We start from the raw sequence: 13,240 nt of genomic DNA, 5'->3' as shown, positions 1-13,240 counted from the left end.
CAAATCGCCGGCCGGGTAGAGGTGTCGGCATGCTGGAGAAAACTGTGATCGCTGCGTGTGCCGCCGCTGCCGCACTCGCGTTCGCCCCGTTCGCTTCTGCCGGAGGTCCGGCCGGATGCGTTGACACCTACGGCACGGGTTGCGCTGCGCCCCCGCCCCCGCCCCCTCCGATGGCCTATGCACCGCCTCCGCCCGCCGGTTACGTCCCGCCTGCTCCCGGCTACGTCGGTCCGGGTGGAGTCGCCGGACCTGCCGGTGCAGCCGGTGCGATCCCCGGCGGTCCCGGCGGTGTCGCCGGACCCGGCGGCGCTGCAGGCGCCATCCCCGGTGGACCTGCCGGTGCGGCCGGTCCTGCGGGCGCGGCAGGTGTGATCCCCGGCGGTCCCGGCGGTGTCGCCGGACCCGGCGGTGCGGCTGGCGCGATCCCCGGTGGTCCCGGCGGTGCAGCTGGCCCCGGTGGAGCCTCCGGGTGCATCCCGGGCGTCGGCTGCGGCACCGTCCCGGCCGGCTAGAACCTCACGTCGCGCGGACGTCGCCGGGGTCCACCGGCGGTCCGCTGATCGCGCAGTGCCGGCATTCGTCGATTCGGAACCGATCATCGGAGATCGGGTTCCGGGTCCGGCGAATGCCGGCCGCTGCGATCATCGCTGCCACGACCATCAACGCGGCTGAAATACTCACCGCGACATGAAATCCCGTGTTGAACGCCGCGGGGTCGGCATAGTCGGCGCCGCTGATTCCGGAGAGCCCGGGCAACACGGCGACGGCCAACAAACCTCCGACGCGTGCCACGGCGTTGTTGACCCCCGACGCCGCGCCGGCCATGGTGCGCGGCGCCGCGTCGAGGACCGCGGTGGTCAGTGGCGCGACCACCAGCACCATGCCGGCACCGAACGTCAGTGCTGCGGGCAAGACATCCCCCACCCAGGTGGCGTTCGGACCGATGCGGATCATCAGGAGCAGACCCGCAGCGGAGAGCAGCGGCCCCACGGTCATCGGAATTCTCGGTCCGATGCGAGCAGCCAACGCGCCGGCCCTCGCCGAGAACACCAGCATCACCACGGTGAACGGCAGGAGCGCGGTGCCGGCCGCCACGGGACTGAACCCAGCGACGGTTTGCAGTTGCAGCACCAACAGCAAGAAGGCCGCGCCAAGGGCGCCGTAGATCAACAGCGTGATGATGTTCGTGATGCGAAACATGTTGTCGGCGAACAGGCGTGGCGGAACCAGAGGATGGGACGAGCGTCGCTCCACGACAACGAACACAGCGAGCGCCAGCACCCCCGTCCCGATCGTCATCGTCGCCGCCAGGTCGACGTCGCCGTTGCCCAACCGCGTCAGTCCATAGGTGAGCGTGCCCAGGCCCAGCGCCGCGAGGACGGCGCCGGCGATGTCAAGGCCGGGCGGCGCCTCCTCGTCTCGACTTTCTGGCACGTGGAGAAGTGTCACGACGATCACGACGGCGGCAAGGGGAACGTTGAGCCAGAAGACCGCCCGCCAGCTCCATTCCACGAGGAAGCCGCCGAGGAACGGTCCGATGGCTCCCGCGATCCCGCCGAGTCCCGACCAGGCACCGATCGCGGCGGCCCGGTCCGCGCCGTGAAAGGACGCCGAGATCAAGGCAAGACTGCCGGGGGTCAGCAGCGCGCCTCCGACCCCCTGCAGCGCCCGCGCGACGATCAGCCATTCGGTGCTCGGCGACAGGCCACACGCAACCGATGCGAGTGCGAACCATGTGACCCCGACGAGGAACACGCGACGCCGACCGAAGTGGTCGCCGAATGAACCGCCGAGCAGGATCAGCGACGCCAGCGACAGCGTGTAGGCGTTGACGACCCACTGTAGTCCGCCGAAACCGGATCCGAGGTCGGCGCCGATGTGCGGCAGCGCGACGTTGACCACCGTGCCGTCGATCATCACGATGCCGGACCCGAGCACCGTGGCCAGCAACACCCAGCGGGCCGAAGGGGGTCCGCTGCGGGGCACGACTCACCACAGTACGCGCCTCGACGGCCATCGAATGCCCGAAAGCGCAAGGCTTCGCCATTGGCACGCAAGCGTTCTAGACACCGTGGCACGTATGGGGAGTGTCGTGTCCAATCTGCGCCTCGAGCACCGCAGTGGCCTACCAATCGGATTACGTGGCAGGAAAATTCGCGCTCTGCTGACCGGTGCGCCTGATTCGGTGGGCAGCGTTTTCGGGCCGCGGGCCACTGGCCGCGCATGTCGCAGCGAACGGCCGCCCGCTGGCGCCGAGGACGGACGGCGTCACAGCTATGAACCGTTGGTAGAGCTAAAGTTTCGCGACGCAAAGACCGTGTGAAGCGGCCCTGGTCAGGTGACCGCGCCGGGAGGATACTGCGGGAATCCAGTTCAGCCTGTGTGCTAGGAGGATCGAAATGAAATATGCCATGGCATGGACGTCGCGACTCACCGGATCAGGGAAAGACAACGAAGAGGCGTTGCGCCGCGCTCTGCAGCTGTTCTCGAAATGGCAACCGCCGGCCGGCACCACCTTCCATCAGTTCGTCGGCCGTGTCGACGCCGGAGGCGGGTACGCCATCGTCGAAACGGACGACCCGGCAGAACTGCTGAACGGGACGACCAGGTTCGCACCGTTCAACGAGTTCCAGATTCATCCGGTCGTGGATATCGCGCAATGGGCCCAGGCCGGACAGGAGGGTATGGACTTCCGCGACTCGATCAGCTGACGGGCGCAGCGACTGAGCGCGTGGCCCTGCGACGCGCTCGAGACGAAATTCGTGCTTGAACTGCGCTTCGGCAACGGAATTCCTAGGATGCCTGCATGCCATCCGGAACGGCGGTGTCGAGACCAGGCGCCGACCCCCTAGACAACGCGGCCGTTCCACAGATCGAGCTGATCGGCGTCCGCAAGGAGTTCGGCGACGCGCGGCATCCGGTGGTGGCGGTCGAAGGAGCCGATCTGACGATCGCCGACGGCGAGTTGTTCGCGATCCTCGGCCCGTCGGGATCGGGTAAGACCACGCTGCTGCGCATGATCGCCGGGTTCGAGGCTCCGACAGCCGGCACCATCAAGCTGGGCGGCCGCGACGTCACCGCACTGCCCCCGGCACGCCGTGACACGAACACGGTGTTCCAGCAGTACGCCCTGTTCCCGCACATGACGGTCACGCAGAACGTCGAATACGGGTTGCGGGTCCGCGGCATGAACAAGCAGGAGCGGCGTCGCCGCGCCGGCGAAGCGCTGGAGATGGTCAGGCTCTCCGGGCAGGCCGCCCGTAAGCCGGCCGAGCTCTCCGGTGGCCAGCAGCAGCGAGTCGCGCTGGCTCGCGCGCTGGTCGGACGACCCCGCGTGCTGTTGCTCGACGAACCGCTCGGCGCGCTCGACCTGAAATTGCGCGAACAGATGCAGGTGGAGCTCAAGGCAATTCAGCGCGAAGTCGGCATCACGTTCGTGATCGTCACCCACGATCAGGACGAAGCGCTGACCCTGTGCGACCGGCTTGTGGTCCTCAACGACGGACGTATCGAGCAGGTCGGTGCGGCCCGGCAGGTGTACGAACATCCCGCTAACCGCTTCGTCGCCGACTTCGTCGGCACGTCGAACGTGCTCGACGGCGACAGCGCGCAGGCTGTGCTCGGCAGGCGCGGGACCTTCGCGATCCGGCCGGAACGCATCGCCGTCCTCGCCCCGGAAGCTGCCTCCGAACCTGCCGGCGCGCATCGCGTCGAGGCGCACGTCGCCGAGGTGGTCTACGCCGGCCCGATCACGCGTATCGCGGCGACGGTCACCGGCCACGACGTCCGGCTCACCGCCACCCTGCTCTCGGCGGATTCAGACGCGGCCCTGACCCGCGGCAGCCCCGTGGTCCTGACCTGGCCCGAGGCCGCCGTACGCGATCTCACCGAACTGTCGACCGATCTCGAGGAGAAGACATGTTGAAACCCCTGCACCGCTTTGGCGTCGTGCTCGCCGTGGGTGGCGTGCTGCTCGCCGGCTGTTCGAGTTCCGGAGATTCCGGCGGCACCGCGGAGGGCCCCCCGTCGATGGAGCCAGCCGGCTCGGTCGGCGCCGGAGAGGGACAGCTGAACCTGATCGCGTGGCCCGGATACGCGGAGAACGGCTCCAATGATCCTGCGGTCAACTGGGTTACGCCGTTCGAGCAGCAGACCGGGTGCAAGGTCAACGTCAAGATCGGCAACACCTCCGACGAGATGGTGCAGTTGATGCGCACCGGGCAGTACGACGGGGTGTCGGCATCGGGCGATGCCACGCTGCGGCTGATATACGCCGGCGACGTCGCCCCGGTGAACACCGAGCTGGTGCCGAATTACGCGACGGTGGTGCCGTTCCTCAAGGACAAGCCGTGGAACTCGGTGAACGGCCAGATGTACGGCATCCCGCACGGCTGGGGCGCCAACCTGCTGATGTACAACGCCGACGTCGTCAAGGCAGCACCGGACAGCTGGGGCGCGGTGTTCCCCGGCGCACCGGAGTTGAAGGACAAGGTGACCGCCTACGACTCCCCCATCTACATAGCTGACGCGGCGCTGTACCTGTCGAAGACCAAACCCGATCTGGGCATCAAGGATCCGTACTCGCTGACCAGCGAACAGCTCGATGCCGCAGTCGATCTGCTCAAGCAGCAGAAGGAGAACATCGGCGAGTACTGGTCGGATTACACGAAGGAAGTGCAGGCGTTCGAATCCGGCACCACGGTGATCGGCACCAGCTGGCAGGTCATCGCCAACACCATCAAGGCCGACAACAAGGTGCCGATCGCGACGGTGCTGCCGAAGGAGGGCGCCACCGGCTGGTCGGACACGTGGATGCTGTCCGCGAAGGCCGCGCACCCCAACTGCATGTACAAGTGGATGGACTACATCATCTCCCCGAAAGCCAACGCCGAAGTCGCCGAGTACTTCGGAGAGGCTCCGGCGCAGACGAAGTCGTGTGACCTGACCACCGACAAGGCGCACTGCGCGACCTATCACGCGACCGACGAGCAGTACGCGGCGCAGATCCACTACTGGACCACGCCGCAGACGAAGTGCGTCGACGGCAGCGGCGACAACTGCACCAGCTATGACCAGTGGGTCGACAAGTGGCAGGAGATCAAGGGCTGATGCCCGCCGCCCCGCGGCTGCGGCAGCGGGTGACGCTGGCCTTCCTGCTGATTCCACCTCTGGCCTGGCTGGTCGTCGCCTATCTGGGATCGCTTGCAATCCTTCTTGTTTCGGCGTTCTGGAGTCGGAGCAGCTTCACCGGTGCCGTGGTGCGCACCTTCACCACCGACAACCTGGTGCGGGTGGCGACCTCGGAGGTGTTCCGGACGACGACGCTGCGCACCGTCGGAGTGGCGTTGACGGTCACCGTGGTGTGTGCGGTGCTGGCCGTGCCGCTGGCGCTGTACATGGCCAAGGTGGCCTCGCCCGCGGTGCGTGTCGCTCTCGTTGTCGCGGTCACCACACCACTGTGGGCGAGCTATCTGGTGAAGGCGTATGCGTGGCGGATGCTGCTGTCTCCCGAGGGCCCGATGCACTGGGCGATCGGCTACTCACCGGGCTACGGCCTTGCCGCCACAGTGATCACGCTGACCTATCTGTGGTTGCCGTACATGGTGATCCCGGTGTTCGCGGCCTTCCAGCGCGTACCGGACTCCCTGGTCGACGCCAGCGCGGATCTGGGCGCATCGGATGCGGCGACATTGCGGCTGGTGATGGCGCCCATGGTGTTCCCCGGTATCGCGGCGGGGTCGATCTTCACGTTCTCGCTGTCGCTGGGCGACTACATCGCCGTGACCATCGTGGGCGGTAAGACCCAGTTGCTGGGCAACGTGATCTACGGCCAGCTGGTGACCGCCAACAATCAGCCGATGGCCGCAGCGCTGTCGCTGATCCCGTTGACCGCGATCCTGCTGTACCTGTTCGCGATGCGACGCACCGGTGCATTGGAGAACGTGTAGATGTTGTCGTCACGCATGCGCGGCGCCACCCGGACATGGACGGTCCTGGTGCTGATCTTCATCTACGCGCCGCTGGCGCTGGTGGTGGTGAACGCGTTCAACGCATCGAGGACGTTCGCGTTCCCACCGAGCGGTTTCACGCTGCAGTGGTGGCGGACTGCGCTGGCCAGCGAGGGCATGTGGGAATCGCTGGGCAACTCCGTGATCGTGGGAGTGGCGGCCACCGTGCTCGCCTTGGTTCTAGGCACGATGGCCGCGTTCGCGGTGCAGCGCTATGAGTTCTTCGGGCGCCAGACCGTCAATCTGCTTGTGGTCCTGCCGATCACGCTGCCTGGCATCGTCACCGGTATCGCACTGAACGCCACGTTCACCTCTGCGCTGGGCGTGACGCTGGGAATGGCAACGGTGATCGTCGGGCACGCCACCTTCTGCATCGTGATCGTGTTCAACAACACCCAGGCGCGCCTGCGCCGGCTGGGCACCAGTCTCGAGGACGCGTCGGCCGACCTCGGGGCGTCGTCGTGGCAGACCTTTCGATTCGTGACGCTGCCGATGATGCGAGGAGCCCTGGTGGCCGGCGCCATCCTGGCCTTCGCGCTGAGCTTCGACGAGATCGTCGTGACGACGTTCACGGCCGGCCCCACCGTGCAGACGCTGCCCATCTGGATCTTCGGAAACCTGTTCCGCCCCAATCAAGCACCGGTGATCAATGTGGTCGCCGCGGCGCTGACGATCGTCGCGATCGTGCCGGTGTGGCTGACTCAGCGCCTCGGCGGAGACCCCGCGGGGACCCGAATCTGAGCGGTTAGGGTTGGTGCGTGACCGACCTCTTCGACCTCACCGGACATGTCAGCGTCGTCACCGGCGGCGGATCGGGCATCGGATTGGGGATGGCCGACGGGCTGGCACGGGCCGGCGCGTCCGTGGCCATCATCGGTCGCAGTGTCGCACGCCTGGAGACGGCCGCGGAGTCGTTACGCGCGCACGGCAATCCTGTTCTGGCGTTGCCCTGCGACGTCACGGACGAACCTGCTGTCACCGCGGCGATGGCCCGTGTCCGCGACGAATGGGGTTCGCTCGACTCGTGTTTCGCGAACGCCGGTGTGAACGGCAGGTTCACCCCGACGCTCGACACGTCGCTGCAGGAATTCCGGTCGATCACCGCGGTCGATCTCGACGGCGTGTTCGTCACGCTGCGTGAAGCGGCCCGGCAGATGGTCGCGGCCGAGCGCGGCGGCAGCCTGGTCGCCGTGTCCAGCCTCGGCGCCTTCCAGGGCATGCCCCGCCAGCCCGCCTACGCCGCATCGAAGGGCGGGGTCATCTCGCTGATCGACAGCTTGGCTGTGGAACTGGCGCGACACGGCATTCGCGCCAACGCCATCGCGCCCGGCTGGTTCGACACCGAGATGACGGCGGCCGGCCTGGCCGACGAGCGGTTCCGGTCCCGGGTGCTGCCGCGCGTGCCCGTACGGCGGTGGGGCGCCGGGGAGGACGTCGCCGGTGTCGCGGTCTATCTGGCCAGCCCGGCGAGCACGTACCACACCGGGGACGTGCTGAGGATCGACGGCGGCTACCTGAAGTTCTAACCTTCTCGACATGGGCGAGAAGACGACCTGCGTGGTCGTCGGCGGCGGGCCGGCCGGCATGGTGCTCGGCTTGCTGCTCGCCCGCGCCGGTGTCGCGGTCACAGTGCTCGAGAAGCACGGCGATTTCCTCCGTGACTTCCGCGGCGACACGGTGCATCCCAGTACTCTGCGGCTCCTCGACGATCTCGGGCTGTTTCCGGTCTTCGATCGGTTGCCCCAGAGCAGGGTGCACCACTTCACCGTCGATGCCGCCCCGGGGCATCCGGTCACTTTGGTCGACTTCGATCGGCTCCGTCTCCCGCACCGGTACGTGGCGATGGTGCCTCAGTGGGATCTGCTCAATCTGCTGGCTCGAGCCGCCGAGAACGAACCGTCCTTCACGCTGCGGCTGAACCACGAGGTCACCGGCCTGATCCGAGAATCGGGCCGCATCGTCGGCGTGCGCTACCAAAGCCCCTCTGGCGCAGGCGAACTGCGCGCTGATCTGACCGTCGGGTGCGACGGCCGCAGCTCCGTGGTCCGGGAATCGGCGGGGTTGGCGGTGCGGAAGTACCCGGTGAGCTTCGACGCTTTGTGGTTCCGGCTCCCCCGCAATGCCGCGACCGCTGGTTTCAGCCTGTTCCCCCGCATCGGGCGGGGCAAGGCCATCATCGTGATCCCCCGCGAGGGATATCTGCAGATCGCCCTGCTGATTCGGAAAGGGTCGGACGCCGAAGTCCGCAGCCGCGGGCTGGCCGCCTTTCACGCCGACATTCTCGAGCTCCTACCCGAAGCTGGGGACACCGTCTCCGCTGTCACCTCACTCGACGAGATCAAGTGCCTTGACGTCAAGCTGAATCGTCTGCGGCGCTGGCACACCGACGGACTGCTGTGTATCGGTGATGCCGCCCATGCGATGTCCCCGGCCGGCGGGGTCGGCATCAACGTCGCTGTGCAGGACGGCGTCGCGACTGCGCGGCTGCTGGCCGGGCCGCTGCGCCGCGGCGTGGTGACGGAGCGGGACCTGGCACGAGTGCGTCGGCGCCGGATCGTCGCGACTGCGCTGACCCAGGCCCTACAGCGTCAGCTCGACGCGCGGCTACTGGGTCCGGTCGTGCGGGGTGAGGAGGGCGTGAGCGGTCCGCCGCCCGGGGTGCTCCGGCTCATGCAACGCGCGCCGTGGTTGTCGGTGATCCCGGCCTACCTGGTGGGCGTGGGTGTCCGCCCGGAGCGGGCACCGGAGTTCGCGCGCCGCGATGTCGCTCGATAACGGCAAACGCGCAGCCGGTCCGCGTTATCGTCTCGACAACGGGGGGAGAACTGATGTCGAGAAGCATCGGGAAAACAGGTGGCATGGTCGCGGGCGTCGCAGCTGCATTCATCGGCGTGATCATCTGCAGTTCACCGACGGCGTACGCGCAGGACGGCGGCGTGTGCGCCCGCCTCAACGGCGCGCCGTTCTACATTCCACCCCAGGGCTACATGCCCCGACCTGGCGAGGTCATCACGGGTCCCGTCACCGCAGGACCGTGCAAGGACGCTGCGGGCACGGAACCGTCTCGGCCGTCCCTGCCGAATCTCCCGTCGGCACCCACGTCGTCCCCGACGAGCACCACCGCGCCGCCGCCCGCACCGTGATCGGTCAGCGGTAGTAGACCTCGTCGCCGGTCGGGTAGCCCCCGCCGTGGGTGGTGATGTGCACGTGGTCGTAGTGCCCGTAGCCACCGGCGCGGCCGCCGCCCGGGGTGTAGTAGACGCCGCGCCAGATGCAGTCCTGCAGCCCGAATCGCTCGGCGTTCTTCATCGCGAACGCGACGATCTGGTTGCCCAACGCGATGCCTTCGGCACTGCTCGCATTGGGGATCATCACATCGATCGCGAGGCCGTTGGGATGCCAGGGCAGCGGATCGGACCGGACACCGCCGATGCTCTGGATCTCCGGGAAGATCGCGCTGACCGCACGCGCGACGAGGATCGTCTTGACCTGCAGCCCCCGTTCGGGCGCCAACCCGGCGGGAAGAATCTGCGGTTGCCGAGCGGCCGCGCGCGAACTGGCCACCCATTGCACGCGGGTGCCGCCCGGGCTACTGGCGGGCGCGACGCCCACCGGTGGGGCAGCCACTAGTTCCATGCAGCATGGCGGCGCCTCGGCGACCGCGGGCCGGACAGGCTGTTCTGCAGGGCGCTGCACGTCGGCGCCGGCGACCAGCAAGGCGGCGGCGGGCAGGCCGAGAGCGGTCAGGACACGGGCGCGTGAACGCCGCGGTCGAACCTGGGAATGCCTGCCCACGCACTGCAGACTACGAGGGCACATCACGAAATCACAGACGCACGGCAAACTTTCGATAACAAAACGCCCCATGGGCACCGCCAGTATCATCAGCCCCAAAGCAGCCGCTGTCGAGACAGACGTGGCGATCCTCTCCTGGCGGCTCTCACGCCACCTGGTTGTCGGGTGGTGCGGGTCCGCCGGGTTCCTCCTCCTGTTCGGGTGGGCGGAGCAGGCGTTCGGGGGTGTGGTGGGTGTTGACGCGGGTTTGTCCGGTGTCGAGCTCGGGTGGTGGGGTCCATTCGACCTCGTGGCGGGTGTTCATCGATGTGGTCCAGCTGCCGGGTGCGACGGCGCGGTTATCGGGTGGGCAGGCCAGGCCGAGGTCATCGATGTTGGTCAGCCCGCCCGCAGCCCAATCTTGTGTGACGTGGTGGACCTGACATCCGTACGCCCCGACCCGGCAGCCGGGTTTCGTGCAGCCACCGTCGCGGGCGATCAACATGACCCGCTGCGCCGCGGAGGCGACCCGGCGGGTACGGAACAGGTCCAGGGCGGAGCCGGTGGCCCGGTCGAACACCGCGAGGTAGTGGGAGGCGTGCGCGCCCATCCGGATCACGTCGCGGATGGGCAGCCGGGTGCCGCCACCGGTCACCCCGATCCCGGCGCGGGATTCCAGATCCTGCAGGGTGGTGCGCACGATCACCGTCACCGGTAACCCGTTGAGCTGACCCAACTCGCCACTCATCAACGCGATCCGCCCCACCGCCAGCAGGGCGTCGTGTTGGCGTTGGGCCAGGCTGCGGTGATCGTTGTCGATCTGCGCTTGGGTCGGCGTCCCGGAGATACACGGTTCGGGGTCGTCGGGGTTGCACATGCCGGGGGCGGCGTATCTGGCGAAGATCGCCTCCCACACCGCCGCAGCCTCCGGGGTCAGATCCGCCCACCACGCCGTCATCCCGTCCCGACACTGCCGAGACTTCTTCAGACCCCGCTTGCGGACGCGTTCCGCATCGTCGGGTTCGGGGCCGTCCTGATCGAGAAGGAACAGCTCCAGATCGGCGGCATCCTGGGTGGCTTTTGGACCGGCACCGGCCGCGATGCGCACGACATCGGCCTCGAACTGCTCGGCGGTGATCGTGTCGACGAACCCGGGCAGCTTGTCGACGGTTTTACGGATGATCTCCACATGCTCGCCGGTGATCAGCCCCTGTTCTTGGGCGATGGCGGTGGCGGGCAGCACCGGCGGCAACGGCTCTCCGGTCAGCGACACCCGCGGCCCGAGCAGCGCGGCCCCGGTCAACCGACGGTGCGCTTCCGGACCGCTGATCCGGTAGCGGATCGCCAGCACGTCCTTCCAGTTCTTGGCGCCCATCTGCTGCGCGGTGGTCTCGATCTGCAGCCGCGCCAACGCCCGATGCTGGGCCGCCGGCAACCGGCAGCCGGCGGATTCCACCGCGTCGAGCAACTCCGTGAGCTCCGCAGCCGTCGCGAGGTCCAGATCGGCAGCGAGCACGCCATCGACAGCGGCCCGCAAGACCGCCACCGCCTCCCGCACCCCCGACATGATTCGAACATACATTCGATCACCGACAAACCTTGAGCCCGCGCCGACGCGTTGCGCAGTTCCCGGATCGCGCGACGCGGAGCACAGTCCGCACTAAGGTGTCTCCAGCAGTCCGGTCGGCAGTTTTCTGTGAACACGAGTTGCCAATCGGAAAAATTTCTGAAAAATGCTGTGAGGCCCGGACAAGTCGTGGATTTTGGGCCGCCCGACAGATGGGAACGCTGTGAACACCGCACGCTCGGTTCGACAAGGAATCGCGATCGTCTTCATCATCGCGCTGGCCGCCTTCGGCGTCGCAGCGTGCGGCAAGGACAGCGGGTCAGGCGGCGGCTCCGGCGGAGGTGGCGGCGGTGGCGACATGACCGTCGCGCTGACCTCGTTCCCCGACTACGTCGACCCCCAGCTGTCCTACACGGTCGAGGGCTGGGAGGTCCTCTGGAACGTCTACACACCCCTGCTGACCTACAAGCACGCCAAGGGTAAGGAGGGCACCGAGATCGTTCCCGGTCTCGCCGAGGCGATGCCCGACATCTCCCCCGACGGCACGACCTACAAGCTGAAGCTTCGCAAGAACATGAAGTACTCCGACGGCACCCCGATCAAGGCCTCGGACTTCGCCTACGCCATTCAGCGCCTGTTCAAGGCCGATTCGGGCGGGTCGGTGTTCTACAACGTGATCGTCGGGGCCAAGGAGTACGCCGACGGCAAGGCCGACACGATCACCGGCATCACCACCGACGACAACACCGGCGACATCACGATCAAGCTGACCGGACCCAACGGCACGTTCGACAACCTCCTCGCGTTGATGTTCGCCGCTCCCGTGCCGCCCACGACGAAGCTGGACGGTGACGCCACCAACACACCGCCGCCTGCCAGCGGACCGTTCATGATCAGCAACGTCGACGCTCCGCGCACGCTGACCATGGAGCGCAACCCGCAGTTCAAGACCGTCAAGGACGCCGGCGCCACCGAGGTGGCCGATGCGAACGTCGACAAGATCACCGTGGTGGAGAACAAGAACCAGAGCGCTCAGGTCACCGACATCGTGCAGAACAAGGTCGATTTCATGGTCGACCCGGTTCCGTCAGACCGCCTGCAGGAGGTCAAGACCCGCTACCCCGATCGGTTCCGGATGGAGGAGTCGATCAACACCTATTACTTCTTCATGAACACGCAGAAGGCCCCGTTCAACGACATCAAGGTGCGCCAGGCGATCAACTACGCGATCGATCCAGAGGCGTTGAATCGCATCTTCGGTGGCCGTCTGCACCCGAGCCAGCAGATCCTGCCGCCGGGCATGCCGGGCTACCAGGAGTACAAGCTCTACCCCGGGCCCGACATGAACAAGGCCAAGCAGCTGCTCGCAGAGGCCAACCCGGCCGACCGCGACATCACCGTGTGGACCGACGACGAGCCGGACCGTAAGCGCATCGGCGAGTACTACCACGACCTGCTCACCCAGCTCGGGTTCAACGCGACACTGAAAGTGATTGCCGGAGACGTGTATTGGACCACGATCGGAAACCAATCCACACCTGATGTGGACACCGGATTCGCCGACTGGTTCCAGGACTTCCCGCATCCGGACGACTTCTTCCGCCCGCTGCTCAACGGCGCCAGCATCCTCCCGACCAACGGCAACAACCTGTCCCGGGCCAATCTGCCGGACCTGGACGCCAAGATGAACGAACTGCTGACCAAGCAGATCACCGAGCCCGGCGTCGAGCAGCAATACGCCGACCTCGACAAGGCGTTCATGGAGCAGGCCGTGTGGGCGCCCTACGGCAACGAGCAGTTCACCACGTTCCTGTCCGAGCGCATGGACTTCGACAAGTCCTATCAGCATCTGTTGTTCAAGCAGGACTTCACCTCGTTCGCAGTGAAGTAG

13 protein-coding genes are annotated in these 13,240 nt (G+C 67.0%); 10 read left to right on the top strand and 3 right to left on the bottom strand.

What is annotated here, in order from left to right:
• Positions 1 to 29 precede the first annotated feature (29 nt).
• Positions 30 to 512 carry a hypothetical protein gene (locus ACZY1G_RS02370; protein ID WP_463821486.1) on the top strand — a complete coding sequence of 161 codons (483 nt, stop codon included), beginning with the start codon at positions 30 to 32 and terminating at the stop codon, positions 510 to 512.
• Between the two features lie 4 nt (positions 513 to 516).
• Here the strand turns inward: ACZY1G_RS02370 and ACZY1G_RS02365 are convergent, their stop codons facing one another.
• Entirely contained in the window at positions 517 to 1,986 is a 1,470-nt protein-coding gene (locus ACZY1G_RS02365) for an MFS transporter (protein ID WP_463821485.1), read from the bottom strand.
• Between the two features lie 413 nt (positions 1,987 to 2,399).
• On the opposite strand from ACZY1G_RS02365, the gene ACZY1G_RS02360 reads away from it, so the two are divergent.
• The 8 genes from ACZY1G_RS02360 to ACZY1G_RS02325 all read left to right on the top strand — a co-directional run bounded on the left by ACZY1G_RS02360 (position 2,400) and on the right by ACZY1G_RS02325 (position 9,151).
• Positions 2,400 to 2,711: a DUF3303 domain-containing protein gene (locus ACZY1G_RS02360; RefSeq protein WP_463813429.1), complete on the top strand. Its 312-nt coding sequence runs from the start codon at positions 2,400 to 2,402 to the stop codon at positions 2,709 to 2,711.
• 95 nt (positions 2,712 to 2,806) lie between these two features.
• On the top strand, positions 2,807 to 3,925 hold the full coding sequence (locus ACZY1G_RS02355; RefSeq protein WP_463821484.1) for an ABC transporter ATP-binding protein: 1,119 nt from the start codon (positions 2,807 to 2,809) through the stop codon (positions 3,923 to 3,925).
• Positions 3,919 to 5,109, top strand: a complete 1,191-nt coding sequence (locus tag ACZY1G_RS02350; protein ID WP_463813427.1) for an ABC transporter substrate-binding protein — start codon at positions 3,919 to 3,921, stop codon at positions 5,107 to 5,109. The genes ACZY1G_RS02355 and ACZY1G_RS02350 overlap by 7 nt, the downstream gene beginning before the upstream one ends.
• Complete coding sequence (locus tag ACZY1G_RS02345) at positions 5,109 to 5,948, top strand: ABC transporter permease (RefSeq protein WP_463813426.1); 840 nt, start codon at positions 5,109 to 5,111, stop codon at positions 5,946 to 5,948. The genes ACZY1G_RS02350 and ACZY1G_RS02345 overlap by 1 nt, the downstream gene beginning before the upstream one ends.
• A complete protein-coding gene (locus ACZY1G_RS02340; RefSeq protein WP_463813425.1) occupies positions 5,949 to 6,749 on the top strand; it encodes an ABC transporter permease in 801 nt (266 codons plus the stop codon).
• 17 nt (positions 6,750 to 6,766) lie between these two features.
• Positions 6,767 to 7,534, top strand: coding sequence for an SDR family NAD(P)-dependent oxidoreductase (locus ACZY1G_RS02335; RefSeq protein ID WP_463813424.1), 768 nt, complete (start codon positions 6,767 to 6,769; stop codon positions 7,532 to 7,534).
• Positions 7,535 to 7,544: 10 nt separating this feature from the next.
• Entirely contained in the window at positions 7,545 to 8,783 is a 1,239-nt protein-coding gene (locus ACZY1G_RS02330) for an FAD-dependent oxidoreductase (RefSeq protein WP_463813423.1), read from the top strand.
• Between the two features lie 53 nt (positions 8,784 to 8,836).
• Complete coding sequence (locus tag ACZY1G_RS02325) at positions 8,837 to 9,151, top strand: hypothetical protein (RefSeq protein ID WP_463813422.1); 315 nt, start codon at positions 8,837 to 8,839, stop codon at positions 9,149 to 9,151.
• A gap of 4 nt (positions 9,152 to 9,155) precedes the next feature.
• Here ACZY1G_RS02325 and ACZY1G_RS02320 read toward each other — a convergent pair whose 3' ends face one another.
• Both ACZY1G_RS02320 and ACZY1G_RS02315 read right to left on the bottom strand, forming a co-directional pair.
• Positions 9,156 to 9,803 carry a hypothetical protein gene (locus tag ACZY1G_RS02320; RefSeq protein WP_463821483.1) on the bottom strand — a complete coding sequence of 216 codons (648 nt, stop codon included), beginning with the start codon at positions 9,801 to 9,803 and terminating at the stop codon, positions 9,156 to 9,158.
• Between the two features lie 145 nt (positions 9,804 to 9,948).
• Positions 9,949 to 11,364 (bottom strand): HNH endonuclease signature motif containing protein, encoded by a 1,416-nt coding sequence (locus ACZY1G_RS02315; RefSeq protein ID WP_463821482.1) that lies wholly within the window; start codon positions 11,362 to 11,364, stop codon positions 9,949 to 9,951.
• 238 nt (positions 11,365 to 11,602) lie between these two features.
• On the opposite strand from ACZY1G_RS02315, the gene ACZY1G_RS02310 reads away from it, so the two are divergent.
• On the top strand, positions 11,603 to 13,240 hold the full coding sequence (locus ACZY1G_RS02310) for an ABC transporter substrate-binding protein (RefSeq protein ID WP_463821780.1): 1,638 nt from the start codon (positions 11,603 to 11,605) through the stop codon (positions 13,238 to 13,240).

Source organism: Mycobacterium sp. IDUB_5, assembly GCF_055419565.1.
Note: the sequence above shows the minus strand (reverse complement) of the source record. Positions and strands in the feature narration are given on the sequence as shown.